Below are 26,988 nucleotides of genomic sequence, written 5' to 3'. Positions count from 1 at the left end.
TGTCTAATCCCCCACGGGAGGAGGAAGAGGCGAAATGAGCCAGGCACACTAGCGCTAACTTGTGTTTTCTTTCTAAAGGATGCCGATCCCCTATGTCACAGCCTACCTTCAACAAAGCTCAATTCCAGGCTGCCCTGACGCGTCAGTGGCAGCGTTTTGGCCTTCATGCTGCAAATGAAATGACGCCTCACCAGTGGTGGCAGGCGGTGAGCGGGGCGCTCGCAGAGCAGCTGGATGCTCAGCCCGTGGCGAAGCCCGTCAAAGGCCAGCGTCACGTTAACTATATCTCGATGGAGTTCCTGATTGGCCGCCTGACCGGCAACAACCTGCTGAACCTCGGCTGGTATCAGGAGGTGGGGGACGTGCTGAAAGAGCACGACATTAATCTGACCGACCTGCTGGAAGAAGAGATTGACCCGGCGCTGGGCAACGGCGGTCTGGGGCGCCTGGCGGCCTGTTTCCTTGATTCCATGGCGACCGTCGGCCAGTCGGCGATTGGCTATGGCCTGAACTACCAGTATGGTCTGTTCCGTCAGTCGTTTGCCGACGGCCATCAGATGGAAGCGCCTGACGACTGGCACCGCAATACCTACCCGTGGTTCCGCCACAACGCGCAGCTGGATGTGCAGGTCGGCATCGGCGGGAAAGTGACGAAGCAGGGGCTCTGGGAGCCAGCGTTCACTATTACCGGTGAAGCCTGGGATCTGCCGGTGCTTGGCTACCGTAACGGCGTGGCGCAGCCGCTGCGCCTGTGGCAGGCGAAGCACGTGCATCCGTTCAACCTGACCAAATTCAACGACGGCGATTTCCTGCGCGCCGAGCAGCAGGGCATCGACGCCGAGAAGCTGACCAAAGTCCTCTACCCGAACGACAACCATCTGGCGGGTAAAAAGCTACGCCTGATGCAGCAGTACTTCCAGTGCGCCTGCTCCGTGGCGGACATTCTGCGTCGCCACCACCTGGCGGGCCGCAAGCTGGCGCAACTGCCGGACTTCGAAGTGATTCAGCTCAACGACACGCACCCGACCATCGCCATCCCGGAACTGCTGCGCGTGCTGATCGACGAGCATCAGCTGAGCTGGGACGACGCCTGGGCCATCACCAGCCGCACCTTCGCCTACACCAACCACACCCTGATGCCGGAAGCGCTCGAGTGCTGGGATGAGAAGCTGGTGAAAGCGCTGCTGCCGCGCCACATGCAGATCATCAACAAGATTAACGACCAGTTTAAAGTGCTGGTGGAGAAAACCTGGCCGGGCGACAAAGCCGTCTGGGCCAAGCTGGCGGTGGTGCACGACAAACAGGTGCGCATGGCGAACATGTGCGTGGTGAGCGGCTTTGCCGTTAACGGCGTGGCGGCGCTGCACTCCGATCTGGTGGTGAAAGATCTGTTCCCGGAATACCACCAGCTGTGGCCGACCAAATTCCATAACGTGACCAACGGCATCACGCCGCGTCGCTGGATCAAGCAGTGCAACCCGCTGCTGGCTGGCCTGCTGGATAAGACCCTGAAGAAAGAGTGGGCCAACGATCTGGACCAGCTGATCAACCTGGAAAAACAGGCCGACGACGCGAAATTCCGCGAGCAGTACCGCGCGATCAAGCTGGAGAACAAGGTTCGCCTGGCGGAGTTTGTGAAAATGCGTACCGGGATTGAGATCAACCCGAATGCCATTTTCGATATTCAGATCAAGCGCCTGCACGAGTACAAGCGTCAGCACCTGAACCTGCTGCACATTCTGGCGCTGTACAAAGAGATCCGCGAGAACCCGCAGGCAGACCGCGTGCCGCGCGTGTTCCTGTTCGGTGCGAAGGCGGCGCCGGGCTACTACCTGGCGAAAAACATTATACTCGCCATCAATAAGGTAGCGGCGGCGATCAACAGCGATCCGAAAGTGGGCGACAAGCTGAAGGTGGTGTTCCTGCCGGACTATTGCGTCTCGGCGGCGGAAATGCTGATCCCGGCGGCGGATATCTCCGAGCAGATCTCGACCGCAGGGAAAGAGGCGTCCGGTACCGGCAACATGAAGCTGGCGCTGAACGGCGCGCTGACCGTCGGCACGCTGGACGGTGCGAACGTCGAAATCGCCGAGAAGGTCGGTGAAGAGAACATCTTTATCTTCGGCCATACTGTTGAAGAAGTGAAAGCCATCAAGGCCAAAGGCTACGACCCGGTGAAATGGCGTAAGAAAGACAAAGTGCTGGATGCGGTGCTGAAGGAGCTGGAGAGCGGCAAATACAGCGACGGCGACAAGCACGCGTTTGACCAGATGCTGCACAGCATGGACAAACACGGCGGAGACCCGTACCTGGTGATGGCGGACTTCACGGCCTACGTTGAAGCGCAGAAACAGGTCGACGTGCTGTACCGCGACCAGGAGGCGTGGACCCGGGCGTGCATTCTGAACACCGCGCGCTGCGGCATGTTCAGCTCTGACCGCTCAATCCGTGATTATCAGGCCCGTATCTGGCAGGCAAAACGCTAAGGAAGCGCGATGGAGAGTAAACGTCTGGACAGTGCCGCGCAGGCGGCGGGAATTAGCCTCAGTTACATCAACGCGCACGGCAAACCGCAGTCTATTGGTGCGGACACCAAAAGACGTTTGCTGGATGCCATGCACAAAACCGACGCGAAAGCGTCGGTTGCTCCGGTGCCCAACGTGAAGGTCTTTACCGCAGGCAAAAAGATGCCGCTGGCGGTGGAGGGGCGCGGCGAGTTTAGCTGGCTGCTCACCACCGAAGAGGGGCATCAGCATAAAGGCCACGCCACCGGCGGCAAAACGTTAAACCTTCCGGCGAAGCTGCCCGAGGGCTATCACAGCCTGACGCTCACCCAGGACGAACAGCGTTTTCACTGTCGGGTGATCGTCGCGCCAAAACGCTGCTATGAGCCGCAGGCGCTGCTCGAAGGCAAAAAGCTGTGGGGTGCCTGCGTGCAGCTCTATACGCTGCGTTCCGACAGCAACTGGGGCATCGGCGATTTTGGCGATCTGAAAAAGATGCTGGCATCTGTTGGTGAGCGCGGCGGCGCGTTCATCGGCCTCAACCCGATCCACGCGCTCTATCCGGCGAATCCGGAAAGTGCCAGCCCGTACAGCCCGTCTTCCCGACGCTGGCTGAACGTGATTTACATCGACGTTAACGCATTAGACGATTTCAAAAACAGCAAAGAGGCGCAGGCGTGGTGGAAGCTCGAGACCACCCAGCAGATGCTGAAACAGGCCCGCGATGCGGACTGGGTAGATTATGCCAGCGTGACCGCGCTGAAAATGGCGGCTCTGCGTCTGGCGTGGAAAGGCTTTGCGAAACGCGACGATGAGCAGATGGCAGCCTTCCGCCAGTTCGTGATGCAGGAAGGTGAAAGTCTCTACTGGCAGGCGGCATTTGATGCGCTGCACGCGTATCAGGTGAAAGAGGACGAAATGCGCTGGGGCTGGCCGGTCTGGCCGGAAGCGTATCAGACCGTGGATACCCCTGAAGTCAAAGCGTTCTGTAAAAATCATGCCGACGAGGTGGACTTCTACCTGTGGCTGCAGTGGCTGGCGTACAGCCAGTTTGCCGCCTGCTGGCAGGTGAGCCAGGGCTATAAGATGCCGATCGGCCTGTATCGCGATCTGGCCGTGGGCGTGGCGGAAGGCGGCGCGGAAACCTGGTGCGACCGTGAGCTCTACTGCCTGAAAGCGTCCGTCGGCGCGCCGCCGGATATCCTCGGCCCGCTCGGTCAGAACTGGGGCCTGCCGCCGATGGATCCGCACGTGATGGCGGCGCGCGCCTACGAGCCGTTTATCGACCTTTTGCGCGCGAACATGCAGAACTGCGGAGCGCTGCGTATCGACCACGTGATGTCCGTGCTGCGCCTGTGGTGGATCCCGTACGGTGAAACCGCCGATCACGGGGCGTATGTACAGTATCCGGTGGACGATCTGCTGTCGATCCTGGCGCTGGAGAGTAAGCGCCACCAGTGCATGGTGATCGGTGAAGATCTCGGTACTGTGCCGGTGGAAATTGTCAGTAAGCTCCGCGACAGCGGCGTCTACTCCTACAAAGTGCTCTATTTTGAAAACGACCATGAGAAAACCTTCCGCGCGCCGAAAGCGTACCCTGAACAGTCAATGGCAGTCGCGACGACGCATGACCTTCCTACGCTTCGTGGCTATTGGGAAAGCGGCGATCTGACGCTCGGTAAAACGCTGGGGCTGTATCCTGATGAGGAGGTTCTGCGTGGACTGTATCAGGATCGCGAGCTGGCGAAGCAGGGGCTGCTGGATGCGCTGCATAAGCATGGCTGTCTGCCGAAGCGTGCCGGACATAAGGCCTCGCTGATGGCAATGACGTCAACGCTCAACCGTGGTCTGCAGCGCTATATTGCCGACAGCAACAGCGCGCTACTCGGCCTGCAGCCGGAAGACTGGATCGATATGGCGGAGCCGGTGAACGTTCCGGGAACCAGCTATCAGTACAAGAACTGGCGTCGTAAGTTGTCCACAACGCTTAAGACGATGTTTGCCGATGACGGGGTGAACAGGCTGATTAAGGATTTGGATAAGCGGCGAAAAGCAGTCGCGAAGAAGTGATAAAAAAACCCGCCAGTGGCGGGTTTTTTATTGCCCGGTGGCGCTACGCTTACCGGGCCTACATGGAGCGAGTAGGTCGGGTAAGACGAAGCCGCCACCCGACTTATGGCATCAGACCACCATATTCAACAGCAGCACCCCGACCAGACCGCACACCGAAATAATGGTTTCCAGCGCGGACCAGGACTTGATGGTTTCACCGATAGTCAGATTGAAGTACTCCTTGAACAGCCAGAAGCCAGGATCGTTCACGTGAGAGAAAATCACGCTGCCGGAGCCTACCGCGATTACCATCAACTCAGGGCTGACGCCCGTGGTGGCAATCAGTGGCGCAACGATACCGCCCGCGGTGATTGCCGCAACGGTTGCAGAACCCAGCGCGATACGCAGAACTGCGGCGATAGACCAGGCCATCAGAAGCGGCGACACGTTGGTTTCATGCATCATGGCCGCAATGTATTTATCCACACCGCTATCGACCAGCACCTGCTTGAACGCACCGCCACCGCCGATAATCAGCAGCATCATGGCAATGATTTTGATGGATGAGGTCAGCGTGTCGTTGATCTGATCCATGGAGCGGCCACGGTTCAGGCCGAAGGTGAACATCGCGATCAACACCGCAATCAGCGTTGCCATCACCGGGTCGCCGAGGAATTCTGCAACGGCCAGGAACGCGTGACCTTTTGGCAGGATCATCTCCGCCACGGCGCGCATCGCCATCAGGATCACCGGCACCAGTGAGGTCCAGACGCTGACGCCAAAGCCCGGCATCTCTTCTTCGGTGAAGGTTTTGGCGCTGTACAGACCTTCCGGGATAGGCTTATCAATGCCTTTCAGGAAGCGGGCATACACCGGGCCTGCCAGAATCACGGTCGGGATCGCCAGAATCGTACCGAACAGCAGGGTTTTACCCATATCGGCGTGGAAGATGGTGGCGATGGCGGTTGGACCCGGGTGCGGCGGCAGGAAACCGTGGGTTACGGACAGCGCTGCAGCCATTGGCACACCCACGAACAGCAGCGGGATGTTGGCCGCGGCGGCGATGGTGAACACCAGCGGCAGCATCAGCACGAAGCCTACTTCATAGAACAGCGCGAAACCGACGGTAAAACCGGTTAACACCACCGCCCACTGGATATTCTTCTTACCAAATTTTTCGATAAGCGTGGTGGCAATACGCTGCGCGCCCCCGCAGTCCGCCAGCATTTTACCGAGCATGGCGCCGAAGCCCATGATCAGCGCCAGGCTGCCGAGCGTGCCGCCGACACCAGCTTTAATGGAGCTGATAACTTTAACCAGCGGCATACCCTGCATCAGACCGACTGCAAGTGCCACCAGAACCAAAGCGATAAACCCATTCATTTTGAAACGGATCATCAAGAGCAGTAATAACACAACACCGATAGCAACGATGACTAATGGCATGATTTACCTGGCCTTTGAATTGTTATGGGTAACGTCATTGTTTCAACGACAATTTCCGATTGTCCCAACTGGGAACAGAGTGGTTAACGGCACTAATACTGATATCCTGGAAACTATTTAGTTTAGTCGGCTGTTATGAGTGTGCTTAGTGCCCACGAGAATGATACGGGTAACATGTCGTGGTTGAGAATCACCCAGGGAGGCAAAATTTAAATTATGAGACGCAGGTCAACATATAGAGGGAGAAAGCAAGGGAAGGTCGGCCCGGTAAGCGCAGCGCCACCGGGCATTACAGACGGGGACTGAATTAGTAGTAAGAGTGCTCGCCGCGCTGGTGCTCGGTCAGATCGCGCACGCCTTTCAGTTCCGGGAATTCGTTCAGCAGTTGCTTCTCGATCCCTTCTTTCAGGGTCACGTCGACCATGGAGCAACCGTTACAGCCGCCGCCGAACTGCAGGATCGCCAGACCGTCTTCGGTGATTTCCATCAGGGAAACGCGACCGCCGTGGCCCGCCAGCTGCGGGTTGATCTGGGATTGCAGCAGATACTCTACGCGCTCCATCAGCGGCGCATCGTCAGAGACTTTACGCATTTTGGCGTTTGGCGCTTTCAGGGTCAGCTGAGAACCCAGCTGGTCGGTGACAAAGTCGATCTCCGCATCTTCAAGATACGGCGCGCTCAGTTCATCGACATACGCGGTGAGCTGTTCAAATTTAAGGGCAGTGTCAGTTGCTTCCACAGCGTCCGGAGGACAATAAGAGACACCACATTCTGCATTCGGAGTGCCTGGATTGATCACAAACACGCGGATCTGCGTCCCTTCTTCCTGATTTGCCAGCAGTTTGGCAAAGTGCGCTTGTGCAGAATCGGAAATACGGATCATAGCTTTGGCCTAATAGTTGACTAAATTACCTGGGTATAATCATACGCCCATTGAAGAAGGGCTACAAGGTACGGCACAGACACCATACCTGAACCGACGCGGCGCCGCTTTGCAAAAGCAGTCGGGAAAGTTCAGCAACGGTACTGCCTGTGGTGACGACGTCATCCACGATGGCGATATGGAGGCCGTGGACCGGCAATTCAAGGCGAAAGGCATTTTTAAGGTTTCTTTTGCGAAGCCGGGCGTTGAGCTGGTGCTGGATGGCGGTGGCATGCACGCGCGTAAGTGCGCTGGCATCATAGCGACAGCCCAGCCACCGGGCGAGAGGGCGGCAGAGCAGGTCGCTTTGATTATAGCCGCGCCGCCAGTGCCGGCGTCGGTATAAGGGAACATTCACCACCATATCGGTTTTCGGCAGAGCGCGGGCGCGTCGCGCCTGCAAAACCGCCAGCAGTAACAGGCGGGCAAGGGGCTGCGCCAGCGAACTCTGGCCGGAAAACTTCAGGGCGTGAATCAGCCCGCTCAGCGGCGGAACATAATCATCCACGGCCACCAGCGCGCTCCACGGCGGGTTTTTTTTCAGGCAGCGACCGCAGGGTAAATCGCGGTGTGTCGCCGATAAACCGCATTGTGGGCAGCGAGTGATTGGCCTTTCCAGCGAGCGCGTGCAGACGGAACAGACGCCCCACGCGCTGAGGGCAAGCGGCATTTTGCATAGCCAGCACAAGCCAGGCACTGTTAGCATGTGCAACCTCCATGTGAAAAAAGAGAACAGTAACTGATGAAGACGCTGTGGTGGCAGACCGTAGGGACAGGAAATTGCCATCTTGTGCTGCTGCACGGATGGGGCCTGAATGCGGAAGTATGGCATTGCATAAGCGAGGAACTTGCCTCGCACTTTACGTTACATCTGGTCGATCTGCCGGGCTACGGTCGCAGCCGCGGCTTTGGCGCGATGTCGCTTGATGAGATGGCGCAACAGGTTGTGGACGCCGCGCCGCAAAATGCCATCTGGCTGGGCTGGAGTCTGGGCGGGCTGGTGGCAAGCCAGATTGCGCTCACCAGGCCCGAGCGCGTAAAGGCGCTGGTCACCGTGGCCTCGTCGCCATGCTTTAGCGCGCAAGAGGCGTGGCCCGGCATCAAACCTGAGGTTCTGGCGGGCTTTCAGCAGCAGCTGAGCGACGATTTCCAGCGGACCGTCGAGCGATTCCTCGCCTTGCAGACGATGGGCACCGAAACCGCGCGCCAGGATGCCAGAGCGCTGAAACAGGTGGTACTTTCCCTGCCGATGCCGGACATTGACGTGCTTAACGGAGGGCTGGAGATCCTGAAAACGGTTGACCTGCGTGAGCCGCTGGCCGGGCTGACCCTGCCGCACCTGCGCATCTATGGCTATCTCGACGGGCTGGTACCGCGCAAAGTGGTTCCATTACTGGATTCCCTCTGGCCGGACAGCGAATCACAGGTCATTGCCAAAGCCGCACATGCGCCGTTTATCTCCCATCCGGTTGAATTTTGTTCAGCGCTTGTTGCGTTAAGTCAACGTTTAGACTGATTATTTTCTATCCAGCCTGGAAAAAGTAACACACCGCAACCATACTCCAGATGTCGTTGCGGTTGTTCTGCCTACGATAATCAAAACAACAATCCTATGGAGAGTCAGGCTATGAAACTTGTTACAGGTATTGTCACTTCTCTGGTTATTGGGTCACTGTCATTTGGCGTCTTTGCAGCGAAAGAGCTGGAAAAAGATAAAGTTGCCGGGATGAATCTGACGAAAATTGGTGAGATTTCTACGTCTGACACCACCGCGCCGATGGACGCAAGAAAAGAGCTGTCGAAGAAAGCGGATGAGCTGGGCGGGACATACTACGTCGTCACCAGCGCAGAAAAACAGACCAAAAACGTTCGCGCTACTGCGGACGTCTATAAGTAATACGATAAAGCCGGGCAGCAATGCCCGGCTTTGTTAGCGCAGTGCCCACCACTCCCTGAGGCAGGCCTTTCCTTCCGGGCAGCTTTTACAACTGCCGGAGAGGCAACCCTCCGCGTCCTCCTGTATCCGCACGGCTTTACCCATCGCTTCCAGGCGTTCCAGCATGGCATCGATCATCGGCTGCGGCGTATGCAGGCTGAGGCTGAGCTGCTTTGCCTCCATCCGCCCCTGAAGCGCCAGCAGGTCACGAACCTGAATCAACGATGCCATCTGTTTTCCCCCTTAGTGACAGTCGCCAGCCGGGCTGTTGCAGCAGGTGGTTGGGGTTTTACGCGTTGCCAGCAGGTTAATATCAACGCGGCTCCGCGCCCGGCGCAGCAGGCCAATTACAATTACGTTAAACAGGACGACCGCCAGGATGCTGACCAGGCTGTAGCGCGGGTGCTGGCTGAAGTTAACGGTCTGATAAAACAGCGTCGCCAGCGAGTAAGCGATATCCAGCCCCCACAAGATGGAGAAGCCCATCCAGCCGCGGCTGGACTCGCGGGCAATCGCCCCCATCACCGAGATGCACGGAATATAGAGCAGAACGAAGATGAGGTAGCTGTAGGCCGCAGACGCGCTGCCAAACTTCTCGCCCATCACGCCCATGGCACCGGTCGCCATTTCGCCGTCGCCTTTGCTGGCCTCAATCGGGTTCGCCAGCACGCTCAGGCTGAAGGTGTCTTTCAGGCTCTGCCAGGTTTCCTCAACGGCACTCAGCAGTTCGTCACCGAGGTGAAACTCCGCCGGGTTAAATTCCTGCTCCTGAATGTTCTCTGCGGTGTAGAGCGTGTTCAGCGTCCCGACAACCACCTCTTTTGCCATCGCACCAGTGAACAGTCCCACGGTCGCCTGCCAGTTATCCTCCTGCACGCCAATCGGTTTGAAGACCGGCGTGATGACGCGGCTGACGGAGGCAAGGGCAGAGTCGTTGATGTTGTCTGCCGCCTGACCGGTGAGGGTGAAGCTGTTCAACGCGCTCAGGAAGATACTGACGATGACAATCACCTTACCGGCGCGCAGCACGAAGCCTTTCAGGCGTTGCCAGGTCTGGATCGCCAGGCTTTTCAGATGCGGAACGTGATAGACCGGCAGCTCCATTACAAACGGTGACGCTTCACCGCGCATAATAGTGTGCTTGAGCATCAGACCAGTCAGGATCGCCATCACGATGCCCAGCACGTACAGCGAGAAGACCGCCAGCGCGCCCTGCTGACCAAAGAAGGCTGCGGCAAAGACCGCAAAGATTGCCAGACGGGCACCGCAGGACATAAACGGCGCCATCATGATGGTCATCAGGCGTTCACGCGGCGCATCCAGGGTGCGCGCGCCCATTACCGACGGCACGTTACAGCCGAAGCCGACGATCAGCGGGACGAAGGATTTACCCGGCAGGCCCAGCGCCTGCATCAGGCGGTCCATCACGAAGGCGGCGCGCGCCATGTAGCCGGAATCTTCCAGGAACGAGAGGAACAGATACATCATGCCAATCTGCGGCACCAGCGGCAGCACGGTGTTGATACCGCCGCCGATCCCCTGGGCGAGGAAGATGGTTAACCATTCCGGGAAGTGCAGGGTGTAACCTACCCACTGAATACCGTGTACGAAAACGGCGACGGAACCCGCGTCAAAAATTGGCTGCAGCGCACCGCCGATGTTAATGGCGAGCAGGAACATCACGTACATCACCAGCAGGAAGATCGGCAAACCGAGGAAGCGGTTAAGTACAATCTTATCCACCGCCGCCGTAAAGCGGCTGGGTTCTGCGGTAAGCGCGTTACTGACCACGTCGCAAATTGAGGCAATGGCCTGGTAGCGCGCATCGGCGATGTGCAGCGCCGGGTCGTCCAGCTCGTCGCTGAGACGGGCGAGGGCCACGTCCAGCTTATCTGCCGCATGTCCGGCATAGGCGCGGCTATAGATATCCCCTTCCAGCATCTGCAGGCCGAGCCACAGACGCTGTTTCGCAGGCATGCTGTTGTCCATCTCCTGCGCCAGCAGATCGGCTTCGCGCAGCAGGGGCTGGGCGTAGTGCACCAGCTCAACGTCGCGGTTTCCCGCGTGACGGTCAATCGCCAGCTTCAGGGCGTCGATACCGCGAGCGCGCGTTGAGACCAGCGGAACCACCGGACAGCCCAGGCGCGCGGAGAGCGCATCGACGTCGATACGCAGCTTTTGTTTTTCCGCAATGTCGAGCATGTTGAGCGCCACGATGCAGGGGATCCCCAGCTCCAGCAGTTGCAGCGTCAGGTAAAGGTTTCGCTCGAGGTTGGAGGCGTCAACGACGTTAATCAGCAGATCCGCGTCGCCGCCCAAAATGTAATGACAGGCGATCTGCTCATCGAGCGAAGTCTGGGACGAAATCGTGGTTAAGGAGTAGGTGCCGGGAAGGTCAACCAGGGTGACCTGATTGTCCGTTGTCGTGAACTGGCCTTCTTTACGTTCAACCGTCACGCCCGCCCAGTTGCCGACGCGCTGACGCGCCCCCGTCAGCTGGTTAAATAACGTTGTCTTGCCGGAATTAGGATTGCCAATTAAGCCAATAGTTAACTTTTTCATTTTTTTAGACTCACTGAAACCGCTGGCTTGTTATCGGGATAAGGCTTCGACTTCTATTAATGCGAGGTCTTTTTTACGCAGAACCAGATTGACGCGTCGGGTTTCGATATGAACAGGATCGCCTAACGGCGCCACGCGTACGACCTGGAATGACGAGCCCGGCAGCATGCCCAGCGACAGCAGCTTTTGCCGATAGGCTGGGCTAATTTCTCGGGTAAAACCGGTAATTTTCCATGCACTGTCTGGAGTGAATTGCATAATGCCTGATTCCACGAGAGGTTAAATAATCTACACTGCGATGATAATGAGAATAGTTTTTATCAGCAATAATAAAAATGTGACCGGATGTTGTTAATCGTATTAATTTGCGGTCTGCTTGACCTTGCTCAATATTTACGGAATTGAGGTGAAAATAAAAAGAAGGGTATTTGTTAACGAGGTGATAATTCGTGGTTTAAATATGGATATGCAATCGGTTTCATATTTTACGATATAATTTTTCCCTCACCCCGGCCCTCTCCCCTTTGGGGAGAGGGTTAGGGTGAGGGGGGTGTTGCCTTAGCGTTTCTTACCCATCGCCGCCGCCAGCGCATCCATCATTGCGCTGTTGCCCGCAGGCTGTGCGTCACGTCCGCGTGGTTTGGCTTTCGCTGCCGGACGCTGCTGCTCGCGGCCACCGCCGTTGCCGCCACGGCGCGCGTTGGTATCGCCCGGCTGCTCGTCCAGACGCATGGTCAGGGCGATACGCTTGCGCTGCAGATCCACTTCCAGCACTTTCACCTTCACGATGTCGCCCGCTTTGACCACGGTGTGCGGGTCTTCAACGAACTTGTCGGCGAGGGATGAGATATGCACCAGACCGTCCTGGTGCACGCCGATATCGACAAACGCGCCGAAGTTGGTGACGTTGGTCACCGCACCTTCCAGCACCATGCCCGGCAGGAGATCGTTCATGGTCTCGATGCCGTCAGCAAAGGTCGCGGTTTTAAACTCTGGACGCGGATCGCGGCCCGGTTTTTCCAGCTCTTTGATGATATCGGTGACGGTTGGCACGCCAAATTTGTCGTCGGTGAAATCCACCGCTTTCAGGTTGCGCAGCGCGCCGCTGTCGCCCATAAGATCTTTCAGCGCCTGCTGGGTGGCGGCCAGAATGCGCTCCACCACCGGGTACGCTTCCGGGTGAACGGTGGAAGCATCCAGCGGGTTATCGCCGTGGTTGATGCGCAGGAAGCCCGCGCACTGCTCAAAGGCTTTTGGCCCCAGGCGACTTACCTTCAGCAGTTGCTGACGGTTCTGGAACTGGCCGTTCTCATCGCGCCAGGCGACGATGTTCTGCGCCATCATGCGGGTTAAGCCCGCCACGCGGGTCAGCAGGGGAACGGAAGCGGTGTTCAGATCCACGCCGACGGCGTTTACGCAGTCTTCCACCACCGCATCCAGCTTGCGCGCCAGCTGAGTCTGGCTCACGTCGTGCTGGTACTGGCCCACGCCGATAGATTTTGGATCGATCTTCACCAGCTCCGCCAGCGGATCCTGCAGGCGGCGTGCGATAGAAACCGCACCGCGAAGGGAAACGTCCAGGTCCGGGAACTCCTGCGCCGCCAGCTCGGATGCGGAATAGACGGATGCCCCCGCTTCGCTGACGATCACTTTCTGTGCCGTCACTTTCGGGAACTGCTTCTGCACGTCGAGGTAGAAACGCTCGGTTTCACGGGACGCCGTGCCGTTACCGATGGCAACCAGCTCCACGTTGTACTTCTCGCACAGCGCCGCCACCACGACGGCGGCTTTCGCTGCCTGCCCGGTATGCGGATAAATGGTATCGGTCGCCACCAGCTTGCCGGTGCCGTCAACCACTGCGACCTTCACGCCGGTACGCAGGCCCGGATCGAGACCCATGGTGGCGCGCAGGCCCGCAGGGGCAGCCATCAGCAGGTCGTGCAGGTTACGGGCGAAGACGTTAATCGCTTCATCTTCGGCGCGCTCGCGCACGGTGCCCATCAGCTCGGTTTCCAGATGCATCAGCACCTTGATGCGCCAGGTCCAGCTCACCACGCCTTTGCGCCAGCTGTCCGCCGGGGCGTTGTTCAGGCGCAGGCCAAGATGGTCGATGATGATCTGCTCGCAGTGGCTCTCTTTCGGCGGCTCGTCAAACTGCGGGTCGGCGTTCAGGGAGAGCTGGAGCACGCCTTCGTTGCGGCCGCGGAACATCGCCAGCGCGCGGTGTGAAGGGGTGGTTGAAATCGGTTCGTGGTGATCGAAGTAGTCGCGGAATTTCGCGCCTTCTTCCTCTTTACCTGCGACGACGGTAGAGACGATGTGGGCGTTCTTCCACAGATAATCACGCACTTTGGCGAGCAGTGCGGCGTCTTCGGCGAAGCGCTCCATCAGAATGTAGCGCGCGCCGTCCAGAGCGGCCTTGGTATCGGCGACGCCTTTGTCGGCGTCGATGAATTTCGCCGCTTCGGTATCCGGGTCGTGAGAAGGCTCGTTCCACAGCAGATCGGCCAGCGGCTCAAGGCCCGCTTCAATCGCAATCTGCCCGCGGGTGCGGCGCTTCGGTTTGTAGGGCAGATAGAGATCTTCGAGTTCGGTTTTGCTCAGGGTGCCGTTAATGGCGCTTTCCAGCTCGCTGGTCAGCTTGCCCTGTTCGCCGATGGATTTGAGGATTGCCTGACGTCGGTCTTCCAGTTCGCGCAGATAGCCCAGACGGGTCTCCAGGTTACGCAACTGCGTGTCATCCAGACCGCCGGTGACTTCCTTACGATAACGTGCAATAAACGGCACGGTGTTCCCTTCATCAAGCAGGCGAACGGCAGCTTCTACCTGTTCGGCTCTGGCCTGAAGTTCACCCGCAATAATGCGGCAGAGCGAATCTTTCATCATGGCTTTATCATCTTGTGGGTCAAAAATCAGGGGATAGTTATACGGGCTGACATGGCAAAATGCCAGCCGGGGAGGGCGCTCTCGGACTATTTTACGTAGACGATCTCATTGACATACCAGCTGGCTTCACCGGCGGGGGTCTGAACGACGGCCAGGTCACCCACTTCTTTTTTCAGCAGCGCGCGGGCCATCGGGGAGTCGATAGAGATGTAATCCTTACGACCGAAAATTTCATCGTAACCGACGATGCGAAAACGCAGGGTATCACCGTCATCGTTTTCTATCTCCACCCACGCGCCGAAGAACACTTTGCCCTCCTGCTGCGGGGAGTAATCGACAATTTTGAGATTTTCGAGGCACTTGGTCAGGTAGCGTACCCGGCGGTCGATCTCACGCAGTCGCTTTTTGTTGTACTGATAGTCCGCATTTTCGCTGCGATCGCCCAGGCTGGCCGCCCAGGTCACCTTTTTGGTCACTTCAGGACGCTCTTCGCGCCAGAGGTAATCCATCTCTTTTTTAAGTTTTTCGTACCCTTCGCGGGTGATCAGGGGCGTTTTCATGGTGAAGCCTTTGCTGCCGGTTTTCTGTCTTTGCGCACAATACGTACCACACAGTGTAACAGACAGGAATAATAATGATTTATGTGATGAAATGAGCAGATAAGCTGCTGTTAAATATGCTTTGTAACAATTTCGACTAGAATTTATACCAGAATTCGCTGGTCGAATACGTGCACTTTTTTAGAATACGCTGTTACAAAGACTATCCGAACCTTTGGGAGTACACACAATGCAAGAGAACTACAAAATTCTGGTCGTGGATGACGACATGCGCCTGCGCGCGCTGCTTGAGCGTTATCTGACCGAGCAGGGCTTCCAGGTTCGTAGCGTCGCGAACGCTGAGCAGATGGATCGTCTGCTGACCCGTGAATCTTTCCATCTGATGGTCCTTGACCTGATGCTGCCTGGCGAAGACGGGCTTTCCATCTGCCGACGTCTGCGCAGCCAGAGCAACCCGATGCCAATCATCATGGTGACGGCGAAGGGTGAAGAGGTTGACCGTATTGTAGGCCTCGAAATCGGCGCGGACGACTATATTCCTAAACCGTTTAACCCGCGCGAACTGCTGGCGCGTATTCGCGCCGTGCTGCGCCGTCAGGCGAACGAGCTGCCGGGCGCGCCGTCGCAGGAAGAAGCCGTCATTGCCTTCGGCAAGTTCAAGCTGAACCTTGGCACCCGTGAGATGTTCCGTGAAGATGAGCCAATGCCGCTCACCAGCGGAGAGTTTGCCGTACTGAAAGCGCTGGTCAGCCACCCGCGCGAGCCGCTTTCCCGCGACAAGCTGATGAACCTGGCGCGCGGTCGCGAATATTCCGCAATGGAACGCTCCATCGACGTGCAGATCTCCCGCCTGCGCCGCATGGTGGAAGAAGATCCGGCGCATCCTCGCTATATTCAGACCGTATGGGGTCTGGGCTACGTGTTCGTCCCGGACGGCTCTAAAGCATGAGGCGAATGCGCTTCTCGCCGCGAAGCTCGTTTGCCCGCACCCTGTTACTGATCGTCACCCTGCTGTTCGTCAGCCTGGTGACGACCTACCTGGTGGTGCTGAACTTTGCGATCCTGCCGAGCCTCCAGCAGTTTAATAAGGTCCTGGCCTACGAAGTGCGTATGCTGATGACCGATAAGCTGCAGCTGGAGGACGGCACGCAGCTGGTTGTTCCCCCGGCGTTTCGCCGTGAAATCTACCGTGAGCTGGGCATTTCGCTCTATTCCAATGAAGCGGCAGAAGACGCTGGCCTGCGTTGGGCGCAGCACTATGAATTCCTCAGCCAGCAGATGGCGCAGCAGCTAGGTGGCCCAACGGAAGTGCGCGTTGAGGTCAACAAAAGCTCGCCCGTCGTCTGGCTGAAAACCTGGCTGTCACCCAATATCTGGGTGCGCGTTCCGCTGACCGAAATCCATCAGGGCGACTTCTCGCCGCTGTTCCGCTACACCCTGGCGATTATGCTGCTGGCGATAGGCGGCGCGTGGCTGTTTATCCGTATCCAGAACCGACCGCTGGTCGACCTGGAGCACGCGGCGCTGCAGGTCGGTAAAGGCATTATTCCACCCCCACTGCGCGAGTATGGCGCCTCTGAAGTGCGTTCAGTAACGCGCGCGTTTAACCATATGGCGGCAGGCGTGAAGCAGCTGGCTGACGACCGTACGCTGCTGATGGCGGGGGTCAGTCATGACCTGCGCACGCCGCTGACGCGTATTCGCCTGGCGACGGAGATGATGGGGGAAGAGGACGGTTATCTCGCCGAGTCCATCAACAAGGACATCGAAGAGTGTAATGCCATCATCGAGCAGTTCATTGACTACCTGCGTACCGGGCAGGAGATGCCGATGGAGATGGCGGATCTGAACGCGGTGCTGGGTGAAGTGGTGGCGGCGGAAAGCGGCTACGAGCGCGAGATTGATACCGACCTGCAGGCCGGTGAAATTCAGGTTCGTATGCACCCGCTCTCGATCAAACGTGCGGTCGCCAACATGGTGGTCAACGCGGCGCGCTACGGCAATGGCTGGATTAAAGTCAGCAGCGGGTCTGAACTCAACCGCGCCTGGTTCCAGGTGGAGGACGACGGTCCGGGCATTAAGCCTGAGCAGCGTAAGCATCTGTTCCAGCCGTTTGTGCGCGGCGACAGCGCGCGCAGCACCAGCGGAACGGGCTTAGGCCTGGCGATCGTGCAGCGTATTATCGATAACCATAACGGGTTGCTGGAGATTGGTACCAGCGAGCGGGGTGGGTTAAGCATTCGCGCCTGGTTACCGGTGCCGGTGACGCGAGGGCAGGTGAAAGAGAGTTAAAAAAGGTGCGGGCTGATGCCCTCACCCCGGCCCTCTCCCACGGGGAGAGGGAGAAAACATTAAAAAAGGCAACTTTCGTTGCCTTTTTGCTTTTACCTACAGCTTCGGTCCCGCACTCACCAGCGCTTCGCCTGCCGGTGTATCGGTATACTTCTCGAAGTTCTCAATAAACAACTTCGCCAGCGATTCCGCCTTCTCGCGCCACTGCTCCGGCGATCCGTAGGTGTTGCGCGGGTCAAGGATACGCGTGTCCACGCCCGGCAGTTCCGTCGGAATGGCCAGATCAAACATCGGCAGCGTGAAGGTTTCGGCGTTATCCAGAGAACCATCCAGAATGGCGTCGATAATGGCGCGGGTATCTTTGATAGAGATACGCTTGCCGGTGCCGTTCCAGCCGGTGTTCACCAGGTAGGCCTGCGCGCCGGAGGCCTGCATGCGCTTCACCAGCACTTCCGCGTACTGCGTCGGGTGCAGCGACAGGAATGCCGCGCCGAAGCAGGCGGAGAAGGTTGGGGTTGGCTCCGTGACGCCACGCTCGGTACCCGCCAGCTTGGCGGTAAAGCCGGAGAGGAAGTGGTACTGCGTCTGGCTGGCCGTCAGGCGGGAAACCGGTGGCAGCACGCCGAACGCATCCGCCGTCAGGAAAATCACCTTCGTGGCATGGCCCGCTTTTGACACCGGCTTGACGATGTTGTCGATGTGGTAGATCGGGTAAGAGACGCGGGTGTTTTCGGTCTTCGACGCGTCGTCGAAATCGATAGAGCCGTCGGCACGTACGGTGACGTTTTCCAGCAGCGCGTCGCGGCGGATCGCGTGGAAGATATCCGGCTCGGCCTCTTCAGACAGGCGAATGGTTTTCGCGTAGCAGCCGCCTTCGAAGTTAAACACGCCGTCATCGTCCCAACCGTGCTCGTCATCGCCAATCAGACGACGTTTTGGATCGGTGGAGAGGGTGGTTTTCCCGGTTCCGGAAAGACCGAAGAACACCGCCACGTCGCCTTTCTCGCCGACGTTCGCCGAGCAGTGCATGGAGGCGATACCGCGCAGCGGCAACAGGTAGTTCATGACCGAGAACATCCCTTTCTTCATTTCGCCGCCGTACCAGGTACCGCCGATCAGCTGAATACGCTCGGTCAGGTTGAAGGCAATGAAGTTTTCGGAGTTCAGACCCTGCTCTTTCCACTGTGGGTTGGTGCATTTCGCACCGTTCATCACGATGAAGTCAGGCGTGAAGTCCTGCAGCTCTTCGTCGGTCGGACGAATAAACATATTCTTAACGAAATGCGCCTGCCAGGCCACTTCGGTAATGAAACGCACGGAAAGGCGGGTGTCGGCGTTAGCGCCGCAGAAAGCGTCGACGATGAACAGACGCTTGCCGGAAAGTTGATGGGTGACGAGCCCTTTCAGATGCTGCCAGGTTTCCGGGGAGAGCGGTTTGTTGTCGTTCTTCCCTTTGCCTTTGTCAGCCCACCACAGCGTATCGCGAGTGGTTTCGTCTCGGACGATATACTTATCTTTCGGCGAACGACCGGTAAAAATACCGGTATCGACGGCGATAGCACCAAGATTCGTCAACACACCTCGCTCGTATCCTTCCAGTGCTGGATTGAGCTCTTCCTGATACAGCGTATCGTAGTCGGGGTTGTAGACGACTTCCTGGACGTCGTGAATACCATAAGCCTTGAGATCTTGCGGGGTTAAACCAGTAACACGCATATCACTGCTCCTTAGCCAATATGTACTGCCTGAAATTGTAGGGTCTTTCTGGGGATGTTAACCGCGACGGGGCTCATAGATTTATGCATCTGGACAAAACCCTTACTAACGGAAAACGCTGCGACTCCAGTCACAGTGCAGGCGGATTATCGCAGGAAACGCTTTTTGGTTGGGGAAAATGTTCCGAAAAGGTTAAAGGCTGGTGATTTTATCGGAAGGAATGTGAATGTAATCGCATACATGTAAGAAAATTACGTAAGGGTTACATTATGAAAACGATTCAGCTTGAGCGGGATATTTGCCCCTCACCCTGCCCTTTCCCCTTTGGTGAGAGGGCAGGGTGAGAGGGGGTATTAATGAACCTGCGGATCCGCCGGAGAGGCGTTATTGCGGATCTCAGCGATATCCATTGAATTGAACACGTAGTGCGTACCGCAGTAGTCACAGTGCATATCAATTTCGCCGTCTTCCGCCATGATGCTGTCGATCTCTTCATCCGGCAGGGTTTTCAATGCGCCAGCGCAGCGTTCGCGGGAGCAGGTGCACTTGAATTCCACCGCCTGCGGGTCGTACACGGTCACTTCTTCTTCGTGATACAGACGCCACAGCACGTCGGTCGCCGACAGGTTGAACAGCTCTTCCGCTTTGATGGTTTCGGTCAGCGTCGCCAGATGCTCAAAGTCATAGGTCTGCGCATCCTGTGCAGGCAGAACCTGCAGCAGCATGCCGCCCGCAGCAGGCTGGCCGTCCACTTCACCGGTACGGATGAACAGACGCGTTGGCAGCTGTTCGGAGCGCATGAAGTAGTCTTCCAGGCAGGCTGCCAGGGTATCACCTTCCAGACCAACGACGCCCTGATAGCGTTCACCTTCCTCCGGGGAGATGGTGATCACCAGGTAGCCATTGCCCACCAGCGTTTTGAGATCTGCATTTTCAGGCACGTCGCCCTGAACGCGCGCCACGCCGCGCATCTGCTGCTGGTTATTACCGTTGATCACTGCCAGCGTCATCGGGCCATCGCCCTGCAGCTGCACGGTGATATCGCCGGCAAACTTCAGCGTGGCGGTCAGCAGGCTGGTGGCAACCAGCAGTTCGCCCAACAGGGTCTTCACCGGCAGCGGGTAGTTGTGGTTTTCCAGAATCTGTTTCCAGGTTTCGGATACGGTGACCAGCTCGCCGCGCACGGCGAATTGTTCAAACAGATAGCGGTGTAATTGGTCGTGTTGGGCCATTTTCATCTCTCGTGCGGGTGAGTGTTACTCAGTCTCACCGTGTTTAAATTTCATCAGATCGCGGCGCTCTTTTTTATCCGGTCGCCGGTCCGGGTGAGGCATCGTCAGCGCATTCATTTTGCGCGCCAGCGCGGTCTTCTCGCGCTTTTCAATGCTTTCAGCCGTCTCTTCATAAAGCAGTACGGCTTCCGATGCGGGCCGCCGCTGTTCGGTAATGGCTTTAACCACTACCGTACGTTCATCGTTGCCCTGGCGCAGCGTTAAGGTAGCGTTCAACTCAACCAGCTTGCTCGGCTTACTGCGCTGGCCGTTGTAATGCACTTTACCGCCATCAACCATCTCGCGGGCAAGGGCGCGCGTTTTATAAAAACGGGCTGCCCACAGCCATTTATCCAGTCTTACCCCGTCAGAGGGTTTTTCTTTCATGGCGTCTCCTTCACGGTCAGTGAGGGGATCATCTGGCGGTAGTCGTTCAGTCCAGGATGTCGCAGATAGCTTTTTTCAGCCAAGCCAGAGTCAGGATTGGTAACGCCCAGACAATAGCGAATGCCAAATGCTGCCGCAGAATCCAGAATGGGCTCGCTGTCGTCAATGAACAGCGTGCGCTCCGGCTGCAAACCGGTCTCTTCCTTCACCGCATGCCACAACCGCTGATCCTCTTTCGGATAACCAAATGTGTGGGTGGAAAGTAATAAATCAAGGTGCGACGCCAGCCCCGTATGCTCCAGCTTCACGGCCAGGTTATGCGGATGCGCGTTGGTCAGCAAAATACGGCGCTTGCCGCTTGCTTTCAGCGCATCCAGGAACGGAACCGTATCTTCGCGCAACACGGCGCGTGGTCCCTGGGCGGTGGTCATGGCACAAATATCCAAACCGAGGCGCTCGCTCCAGTAGTCAAGACAGTACCAGTTTAGCGTATGTTGTACCGCGCTATATTGCGAACGAATGAACGCCTGCGCTTCTGCCGGGGAAATACCCTGCTGCTCGCCATAGGTTTCCGGCACCAGCTTTTGCCAGAAATAGTTATCAAAGGCGAGATCGAGCAGCGTGCCGTCCATATCCAGCAGAACCGTGTCGACCTCCTGCCAGGCGATATCAAGATGCATAAGGGGAACTCCAGCCAGAAGAAACGTGCGCGACAGGGTAGCACATCTTGTCGCGCAACGACGTTATCAGATCAGGCTCTCAGAGGAGGGGATCAGCTTAGGATTAAGGCAGTTTTCGTAGTATTGCTGGATCTCAGCCAGACGCGTGCGCGAGCGCTGGTAGCGGCGCAGGGCCATAAAACCGTTCCAGAAAATGGAAACCAGCATGGCGAGCATCAGCAGAGAGGTGCCAATGTAACGCCACAGACCTGCGCTGTCCGGCATCCGGTGCAGGCCGATATGGCGGGTACCGTTGGCATCGGTATAAATACCGGTGACGATCCCTTCGGCACTGAACGGGGTTTGCATCAGCATCTGTGCCAGACGCTGGAACTGGGCCCACTGTTCCTGTGCCGGATAGTCATACAGCGCGACCTGCGGGTAAGGCTGGTCGACCAGGTCGCTGCCTTCATCGCTGGCAATCACAAAGCCACCCGGCGCCGGACTGTTGAGCGCCTGAGCCGCACGGGTGGTTTCACGCATCATAAACGGCGATGTCGAGGTGGCGACCAGGTTATCCAGCGACTCCGCGCTGACCGGACGCAGCAGCACGTTAACGCCATCCAGCCGTCCCGCTTCGGCGCGTTTTACCAGCGAGTCCCAGTCTTTGCTATTCCCGAGGTTAACCAGCGCGTTTTTGAGGCGTACACACTCATCCTGCGAGGAGCATAAATCCTGAGTTTTCAGGACAATGTCGCCGAAGTCATCCAGCAGCACCATGCCTGATTTCTGAATGGCCGAGCGTAGCGCGGGGCTGACGCGTGAATCATCATCCGGTTTCGGGTGCAGCTGGCGGTTGACCGTCTGGGTCAGCGCCGTGGCTTTATTCACCACTTCAGATTCCGGCAGCGGCAGCGGCGGCGCGTCGTTCCAGATAATTTGCGAGCAGTCGAACGGCATGAACGGTGAGTTCTGGCGCGTGTTCCACGCCCCCGGAGTGTGGATGTTACACATCCCGGTGCCTTTCAGGCGCAGCGTATCGCCTACACGTACACCCGCTTCATCGAGCTGGTTCACGCTGGTCGCTTCGATGGTCTGCGCCCCTTTGATCCACGACAGGGTGAATTTGATAGGCATATCCAGCGGCACGAAAAGCAGCAGCATGATGAATACCAGCGCGGCGCCTGCGGCGATAACCGTACTGCGCAGCCAGTGCTGAAGCGGGAAGTTTTTGACTTCATCATGCAGAGACAGGAAGCGCCCCTGACGCACAACGTGGCGGTCAAGGTAGATATCAATGTCGGTTTTCTGCCCTAAATCCTGCGCGATCCACGGCTGCCAGTGGCGCGGGTAAATCAGGTCGATGATACCGAGCGAAATATTGTTGAGATGCTCCTGATCGTTTTCGCCGAACAGGCCCCAGCGCTTTGGCGTGCCGCGCAGGCAGTGGATCTCTCGCAACGAGGTTTTTGCTGGCGGGGCAAAGATCCCCCACAGCCCGGCAGCCAGAAGCAGCACTGCGCCCCCCGCCAGCCATGGAACAAACACGTCCGGCGTCAGCAGGCAGACAAAAAAGAGCAGGAAAGCGGCAACGATCAGGATGGCTTCACGAATGCCGTCCGGACGGCTCAGGGCGTACTCTTCATGCGTCTCCTGACGAATGTTCAGCAGTTCAATCTGCTCGGTCTCTTCACCACGAATGGAGGCCTGCGTTGAACTCGCGCGCTCCAGCGCAAAGCGCGGGGCTTCGTGAAGATAATCATTCAGAGTATGGCCGTTGAGCGAGATAACCAGCGGCAGCGAATCGGTGTGAATCAGCTCAACGCTATTTTCGTCGTTAATGTACTGCTCCCAGGACGGAGGCAGGTGCACTTCGACGGAATCGAGATAGTAGCGCCACTTGTTAGGGTCATCGGTGGTGATGCCATAGCGTGTGATGGAGCGCGTCACGCAGAGCACGGTATCACTCTGCGCGTTAAGCTTCAGTGCGACAGGCGCAGCAGTAGCCCCCGTCGGCCCGGGCGTTAACTGAGAACGGTTCAGCGTTTCGAGATAGTTTTCAACCGCATCAAGTTCGTCTTGCGTGAGTTTACGGGTTGTCGCCCCCGCGAAGGCATTTAAAAAAGGCAGCCGGTAACGGCGCTGCGCGCGTCGCCTGTACAGCCATCCTGCAATCAATGCGCTGGCCAGCATAGCAGCGAGAACAATCAAAATGGTGCTCATGCTTTCCCCATCTTACTTATCTTACAGGTGTAGTCAGTAGCACCTTTACATTGAATGAGAGTCTGTGGCTGGCTATCGGCAAGTATGGAGTCGAACTTGAGCATTCTGAAGCGCATCCCAGTGACCGGTGATGATAGCAAAGCCTGTCATGGCGCGATATCAGCAAATTCCTGGAAACATTTCAACCTCTTGACATTTGTTTTGAATTGAGGATTGATCCCGAATACGTTGCATAAATGTAAATAAAGAACAATTGACATTGCCGAAACCGTGCGGCATATCGCACAATAAAGCCAGTTCACACTGCTAAGACCCCATCAAGATGAGCAAACCACTACAAAAACCCACCATTCTGAATGTTGAAACTGTCGCCAAATCGCGCCTGTTTAATGTCGAGAGTGTGGATCTGGAGTTCAGCAACGGTGTGCGTCGTGTTTATGAACGTATGCGCCCCTCTTCGCGCGAAGCGGTGATGATCGTCCCTATCGTCGACGATCATCTGATTTTGATCCGCGAATACGCCGTGGGGACGGAATCTTACGAGCTTGGGTTCTCAAAAGGGCTCATCGACCCGGGTGAAACGGTTTTTGAAGCGGCAAACCGCGAGCTGAAAGAAGAGGTGGGGTTTGGCGCGAACGAGCTGTCGTTCCTGAAAAAGCTGAGCATGGCGCCGTCCTATTTTTCCAGCAAAATGAACATCGTGGTCGCGGAAGATCTCTATCCAGAATCACTGGAGGGCGATGAACCAGAGCCGCTGCCGCAGGTTCGCTGGCCGCTGGCGCATCTGATGGATCTGCTTGAGGACCCTGACTTTAACGAAGCTCGCAACGTGAGTGCGCTGTTCCTGGTTCGCGAGTGGCTGAAGGGGCAAGGGCGGCTGTAGGACATAAAAAAGCCGGGTGGCGGCTTCGCCTTACCCGGCCTGGATTTCTTTGCCCGGTTTTTACCGGGCATTTTTATGCTTAAAACAGCTCGTGCGTCTCGCCGTTATCAATAATCTCTGTACCCACCTCGTGCACCGCCTGTGTGGTTGGCTGCGTACCTTCGATGAAATACTCGGCACGGCTATTACCGCCGTTCGCGAGCTGGCCGGTGCTGCGGTCAATATTAACGGTCACCACGCCCGGAGGCGGCGTCAGCGGCTGCTCTGGCACGCCTTCAAGCACGGATTTCATGTACGCATCCCAGGCGGGTTGCGCGCTTTTGGCGCCGCCTTCGTAACCGGAGATCTGATCTTTAATCGCGCCGGAGGCGGTCGTACGACCTAAGTCACGGCGGTGGTCGTCGAAACCGATCCAGACTGACGTTACCACGCCCGGACCGTAGCCGGAGAACCACGCATCTTTCGAACTGTTGGTCGTCCCGGTTTTACCGCCGATATCGTGACGCTGCAGATCGCGTCCTGCTCGCCAGCCGGTACCCTGCCAGCCTGGTTCACCGAAGATGTTGGTGTTCAGCGCGCTCTTGATCAGGAATGACAGCGGCGTGTTGATCACGTGCGGGGCGTATTCCTGCGCGCCGGTTTGCGCCACCAGCGACTGGTTAGCCTGCTCCAGCTGCGGCTGCGGCACGACGATATTCGGCTGCTCCTGAGAAACAGCAGGGTCTTCCATGTCCTTATTTTCGAGCACATCGGATTTCGGCGTGTTGCCGTAAATGACCGGAATATCACACTCAGGGCAAGCAATTTTCGGCTTCGCTTCAAACAGCACGCCGCCCTGGTCATTCTCGATTTTACTGATGAAGAACGGGTCAACCAGGAAGCCGCCGTTGGCCATCACCGAGTATCCGCGCGCGACCTGAAGCGGCGTAAAGGAGGCTGAACCTAACGCCAGCGATTCGGTGCGAACGATATTCTGCGCCGGGAAACCGAAGCGTTGCAGATACTCTGCCGCATAGTCGACCCCCATTGCGCGCATGGCTCGTACCATCACTACGTTTTTCGACTGTCCCAGACCCTGGCGGAGACGAATAGGGCCGGCATACTGCGCAGGGGAGTTCTTCGGCTGCCAGTCGGAACCGGCACCGGCATCCCAGCGGGAGATCGGTACGTCGTTAAGGATGCTGGCAAGCGTCAGTCCCTTATCCATCGCAGCCGTGTAGAGGAACGGTTTGATGTTGGAACCCACCTGACGCAGCGCCTGCGTGGCGCGGTTAAATTTGCTCTGGTTGAAATCGAACCCGCCGACCAGCGCCATTACCGCCCCGTTCTGTGGGTTGATAGAGACCAGAGCCGAGTTCACATCCGGCACCTGCGCCAGCCACCAGGCATCGCCCACCTTGCGCACCCAGATTTGCTGCCCGGTCTGTACCACGTCGGTCACTTTGCGCGGCGTTGGCCCTTGCAGGGTGTCTGAACGGTATGGACGCGCCCAGCGAATACCGTCCATACGCAGGGAGACGGACGTGCCGTCCGCCAGCGTCGCAACGGCTTCCTGAGGATCGGCCTGCGTCACCACGGCGGGAAGGAGCGGGCCATAAGTTGGCAGCGCTCTCAGCGTACTGGTGATTTTTTTGCTGTCCCAGGCACTCTCACCCACTTTCCAGAGCACGTTCGACGGGCCGCGATAGCCGTGACGCATATCGTAGTCCATCACGTTATTGCGCACCGCGTCCTGGGCCGCCTGCTGTACTTTGCGGGTGACGGTAGTGTAAACGCGATAGCCATCTTCATACGCCTTATCACCATAACGATTCACCATCTCCTGACGCACCATTTCGGTCAGGTATGGGGCAGAGAAGGCGATCTCAGGAGCGTGATAGTTGGCGTCAATAACGTCGTTACGCGCCTGGTCGTACTCGCTCTGACTGATATAGCCTTCGCTCAGCATACGTGACAGAACGACGTTACGACGTGAGGTGGCACGATCGAGCGAGTAGAGCGGGTTGAACGTGGAAGGCGCTTTAGGCAGACCGGCGATGGTTGCCATTTCGCTTAAGGTGAGCTGCTCAACAGGCTTACCGAAGTAGACCTGTGCGGCAGCCCCCACGCCATAGGCGCGGTAGCCCAGGTAGATTTTATTGAGATACAGCTCAAGGATCTCGTCCTTGCTCAGCAGTTGCTCAATACGAATCGCCAGGAACACCTCTTTGATCTTACGTGTCAGCGTCTTTTCAGGGCTGAGGAAGAAGTTACGCGCCAGCTGTTGCGTAATGGTACTCGCCCCCTGAGAGGCGTGACCGGAGAACAACGCAATGCTCGCGGCGCGGAAAATCCCCACCGGGTCGACACCGTGGTGCTCGTAGAAACGGCTGTCCTCCGTGGCGATAAACGCTTTCACCATGACGGGGGGGATTTGGTTTAAGGTCAGCGGGATACGACGCTTTTCGCCATACTGCGCCATCAGCTCGCCATCGGCGCTATAGACCTGCATCGGGATCTGGAGCCGCACATCGCGAAGCGTGGCGACATCAGGTAGCTGTGGCTCAATATATTTGTACAAACCGTAAATCGAGCCTGCTCCCAGCAGAATGCAACAGACTGCAAGGATGAATAAATACTTTACGAACTTCACCGGAGATTTCCCATTTGGTTTCACTTGGGCAGTTTCTAAACAATCGCGCGGTAGTAT

At 57.4% G+C, this 26,988-nt stretch carries 21 protein-coding genes; 7 read left to right on the top strand and 14 right to left on the bottom strand.

Annotated elements, in window-relative coordinates; all coding sequences use genetic code 11:
* The first annotated feature begins 92 nt into the window (after positions 1-92).
* Together malP and malQ are read left to right on the top strand one after the other, a co-directional pair.
* Complete coding sequence (gene malP / locus MX657_RS20725) at positions 93-2,486, top strand: maltodextrin phosphorylase (protein WP_346806650.1); 2,394 nt, start codon at positions 93-95, stop codon at positions 2,484-2,486.
* Between the two features lie 9 nt (positions 2,487-2,495).
* Complete coding sequence (malQ, locus tag MX657_RS20720; protein ID WP_346806648.1) at positions 2,496-4,574, top strand: 4-alpha-glucanotransferase; 2,079 nt, start codon at positions 2,496-2,498, stop codon at positions 4,572-4,574.
* A gap of 111 nt (positions 4,575-4,685) precedes the next feature.
* Here the strand turns inward: malQ and gntT are convergent, their stop codons facing one another.
* The 3 genes from gntT to gntX all read right to left on the bottom strand — a co-directional run bounded on the left by gntT (position 4,686) and on the right by gntX (position 7,630).
* Positions 4,686-6,002, bottom strand: coding sequence for a gluconate transporter (gene gntT, locus MX657_RS20715; RefSeq protein WP_119916340.1), 1,317 nt, complete (start codon positions 6,000-6,002; stop codon positions 4,686-4,688).
* Positions 6,003-6,309: 307 nt separating this feature from the next.
* On the bottom strand, positions 6,310-6,885 hold the full coding sequence (gene nfuA, locus MX657_RS20710) for a Fe-S biogenesis protein NfuA (RefSeq protein WP_003861601.1): 576 nt from the start codon (positions 6,883-6,885) through the stop codon (positions 6,310-6,312).
* A 61-nt stretch (positions 6,886-6,946) separates the two neighbouring features.
* Positions 6,947-7,630, bottom strand: a complete 684-nt coding sequence (gene gntX, locus MX657_RS20705; protein ID WP_080329049.1) for a DNA utilization protein GntX — start codon at positions 7,628-7,630, stop codon at positions 6,947-6,949.
* 36 nt (positions 7,631-7,666) lie between these two features.
* Here gntX and bioH point away from each other — a divergent pair, with 36 nt between their 5' ends.
* On the top strand, positions 7,667-8,440 hold the full coding sequence (bioH, locus tag MX657_RS20700; RefSeq protein ID WP_346806645.1) for a pimeloyl-ACP methyl ester esterase BioH: 774 nt from the start codon (positions 7,667-7,669) through the stop codon (positions 8,438-8,440).
* Between the two features lie 111 nt (positions 8,441-8,551).
* Entirely contained in the window at positions 8,552-8,821 is a 270-nt protein-coding gene (locus MX657_RS20695) for a YdgH/BhsA/McbA-like domain containing protein (protein WP_023309499.1), read from the top strand.
* 33 nt (positions 8,822-8,854) lie between these two features.
* Here the strand turns inward: MX657_RS20695 and feoC are convergent, their stop codons facing one another.
* The 5 genes from feoC to greB form a co-directional block, all read right to left on the bottom strand.
* The gene (gene feoC / locus MX657_RS20690) at positions 8,855-9,091 is read right to left on the bottom strand and encodes a [Fe-S]-dependent transcriptional repressor FeoC (RefSeq protein WP_047743474.1); all 237 of its coding nucleotides are present in this window, start codon (positions 9,089-9,091) and stop codon (positions 8,855-8,857) included.
* Between the two features lie 12 nt (positions 9,092-9,103).
* Positions 9,104-11,422, bottom strand: coding sequence for a Fe(2+) transporter permease subunit FeoB (gene feoB / locus MX657_RS20685; RefSeq protein WP_346806643.1), 2,319 nt, complete (start codon positions 11,420-11,422; stop codon positions 9,104-9,106).
* A 30-nt stretch (positions 11,423-11,452) separates the two neighbouring features.
* Positions 11,453-11,680: a ferrous iron transporter A gene (gene feoA / locus MX657_RS20680; protein WP_008503050.1), complete on the bottom strand. Its 228-nt coding sequence runs from the start codon at positions 11,678-11,680 to the stop codon at positions 11,453-11,455.
* Between the two features lie 300 nt (positions 11,681-11,980).
* Positions 11,981-14,308, bottom strand: coding sequence for a Tex family protein (locus MX657_RS20675; RefSeq protein WP_217480400.1), 2,328 nt, complete (start codon positions 14,306-14,308; stop codon positions 11,981-11,983).
* Between the two features lie 86 nt (positions 14,309-14,394).
* A complete protein-coding gene (greB, locus tag MX657_RS20670) occupies positions 14,395-14,868 on the bottom strand; it encodes a transcription elongation factor GreB (protein WP_014885539.1) in 474 nt (157 codons plus the stop codon).
* Between the two features lie 229 nt (positions 14,869-15,097).
* On the opposite strand from greB, the gene ompR reads away from it, so the two are divergent.
* Positions 15,098-15,817 (top strand): two-component system response regulator OmpR, encoded by a 720-nt coding sequence (ompR, locus tag MX657_RS20665; protein ID WP_001157751.1) that lies wholly within the window; start codon positions 15,098-15,100, stop codon positions 15,815-15,817.
* Entirely contained in the window at positions 15,814-17,160 is a 1,347-nt protein-coding gene (gene envZ, locus MX657_RS20660) for a two-component system sensor histidine kinase EnvZ (protein ID WP_023309494.1), read from the top strand. Before ompR ends, envZ begins: the two co-directional genes overlap by 4 nt.
* 96 nt (positions 17,161-17,256) lie before the next feature.
* On the opposite strand, the gene pckA is transcribed toward envZ, so the two are convergent.
* The 5 genes from pckA to MX657_RS20635 form a co-directional block, all read right to left on the bottom strand.
* Positions 17,257-18,876: a phosphoenolpyruvate carboxykinase (ATP) gene (gene pckA, locus MX657_RS20655; RefSeq protein WP_045259359.1), complete on the bottom strand. Its 1,620-nt coding sequence runs from the start codon at positions 18,874-18,876 to the stop codon at positions 17,257-17,259.
* 353 nt (positions 18,877-19,229) lie between these two features.
* Complete coding sequence (hslO, locus tag MX657_RS20650) at positions 19,230-20,114, bottom strand: Hsp33 family molecular chaperone HslO (protein WP_346806641.1); 885 nt, start codon at positions 20,112-20,114, stop codon at positions 19,230-19,232.
* Between the two features lie 18 nt (positions 20,115-20,132).
* On the bottom strand, positions 20,133-20,534 hold the full coding sequence (hslR, locus tag MX657_RS20645; protein WP_080329044.1) for a ribosome-associated heat shock protein Hsp15: 402 nt from the start codon (positions 20,532-20,534) through the stop codon (positions 20,133-20,135).
* Positions 20,531-21,214, bottom strand: coding sequence for a GMP/IMP nucleotidase (gene yrfG, locus MX657_RS20640; protein WP_080329043.1), 684 nt, complete (start codon positions 21,212-21,214; stop codon positions 20,531-20,533). The genes hslR and yrfG overlap by 4 nt, the downstream gene beginning before the upstream one ends.
* Positions 21,215-21,280: 66 nt before the next feature.
* Positions 21,281-23,416: an intracellular growth attenuator family protein gene (locus tag MX657_RS20635; protein ID WP_346806639.1), complete on the bottom strand. Its 2,136-nt coding sequence runs from the start codon at positions 23,414-23,416 to the stop codon at positions 21,281-21,283.
* A gap of 322 nt (positions 23,417-23,738) precedes the next feature.
* Between MX657_RS20635 and nudE the strand changes: the two genes are divergently transcribed.
* Positions 23,739-24,299, top strand: a complete 561-nt coding sequence (gene nudE / locus MX657_RS20630; RefSeq protein ID WP_008503041.1) for an ADP compounds hydrolase NudE — start codon at positions 23,739-23,741, stop codon at positions 24,297-24,299.
* 79 nt (positions 24,300-24,378) lie between these two features.
* On the opposite strand, the gene mrcA is transcribed toward nudE, so the two are convergent.
* Positions 24,379-26,931 (bottom strand): peptidoglycan glycosyltransferase/peptidoglycan DD-transpeptidase MrcA, encoded by a 2,553-nt coding sequence (gene mrcA, locus MX657_RS20625; protein ID WP_219366517.1) that lies wholly within the window; start codon positions 26,929-26,931, stop codon positions 24,379-24,381.
* Between the last annotated feature and the right edge of the window lie 57 nt (positions 26,932-26,988).

This window comes from Enterobacter chuandaensis (genome assembly GCF_039718975.1).
Classification (GTDB): Bacteria; Pseudomonadota; Gammaproteobacteria; order Enterobacterales; family Enterobacteriaceae; genus Enterobacter; species Enterobacter chuandaensis.
This window is presented reverse-complemented; position numbering and strand designations above follow the sequence as displayed.

Excerpts from the sequence above, each read along its gene's own strand:
- malP (WP_346806650.1), top strand. The coding sequence starts at position 93 with ATGTCACAGCCTACCTTCAACAAAGCTCAATTCCAGGCTGCCCTGACG.
- malQ (WP_346806648.1), top strand. The coding sequence starts at position 2,496 with ATGGAGAGTAAACGTCTGGACAGTGCCGCGCAGGCGGCGGGAATTAGC.
- gntT (WP_119916340.1), bottom strand. The coding sequence starts at position 6,002 with ATGCCATTAGTCATCGTTGCTATCGGTGTTGTGTTATTACTGCTCTTG.
- nfuA (WP_003861601.1), bottom strand. The coding sequence starts at position 6,885 with ATGATCCGTATTTCCGATTCTGCACAAGCGCACTTTGCCAAACTGCTG.
- gntX (WP_080329049.1), bottom strand. The coding sequence starts at position 7,630 with ATGCTAACAGTGCCTGGCTTGTGCTGGCTATGCAAAATGCCGCTTGCC.
- bioH (WP_346806645.1), top strand. The coding sequence starts at position 7,667 with ATGAAGACGCTGTGGTGGCAGACCGTAGGGACAGGAAATTGCCATCTT.
- MX657_RS20695 (WP_023309499.1), top strand. The coding sequence starts at position 8,552 with ATGAAACTTGTTACAGGTATTGTCACTTCTCTGGTTATTGGGTCACTG.
- feoC (WP_047743474.1), bottom strand. The coding sequence starts at position 9,091 with ATGGCATCGTTGATTCAGGTTCGTGACCTGCTGGCGCTTCAGGGGCGG.
- feoB (WP_346806643.1), bottom strand. The coding sequence starts at position 11,422 with ATGAAAAAGTTAACTATTGGCTTAATTGGCAATCCTAATTCCGGCAAG.
- feoA (WP_008503050.1), bottom strand. The coding sequence starts at position 11,680 with ATGCAATTCACTCCAGACAGTGCATGGAAAATTACCGGTTTTACCCGA.
- MX657_RS20675 (WP_217480400.1), bottom strand. The coding sequence starts at position 14,308 with ATGATGAAAGATTCGCTCTGCCGCATTATTGCGGGTGAACTTCAGGCC.
- greB (WP_014885539.1), bottom strand. The coding sequence starts at position 14,868 with ATGAAAACGCCCCTGATCACCCGCGAAGGGTACGAAAAACTTAAAAAA.
- ompR (WP_001157751.1), top strand. The coding sequence starts at position 15,098 with ATGCAAGAGAACTACAAAATTCTGGTCGTGGATGACGACATGCGCCTG.
- envZ (WP_023309494.1), top strand. The coding sequence starts at position 15,814 with ATGAGGCGAATGCGCTTCTCGCCGCGAAGCTCGTTTGCCCGCACCCTG.
- pckA (WP_045259359.1), bottom strand. The coding sequence starts at position 18,876 with ATGCGTGTTACTGGTTTAACCCCGCAAGATCTCAAGGCTTATGGTATT.
- hslO (WP_346806641.1), bottom strand. The coding sequence starts at position 20,114 with ATGAAAATGGCCCAACACGACCAATTACACCGCTATCTGTTTGAACAA.
- hslR (WP_080329044.1), bottom strand. The coding sequence starts at position 20,534 with ATGAAAGAAAAACCCTCTGACGGGGTAAGACTGGATAAATGGCTGTGG.
- yrfG (WP_080329043.1), bottom strand. The coding sequence starts at position 21,214 with ATGCATCTTGATATCGCCTGGCAGGAGGTCGACACGGTTCTGCTGGAT.
- MX657_RS20635 (WP_346806639.1), bottom strand. The coding sequence starts at position 23,416 with ATGAGCACCATTTTGATTGTTCTCGCTGCTATGCTGGCCAGCGCATTG.
- nudE (WP_008503041.1), top strand. The coding sequence starts at position 23,739 with ATGAGCAAACCACTACAAAAACCCACCATTCTGAATGTTGAAACTGTC.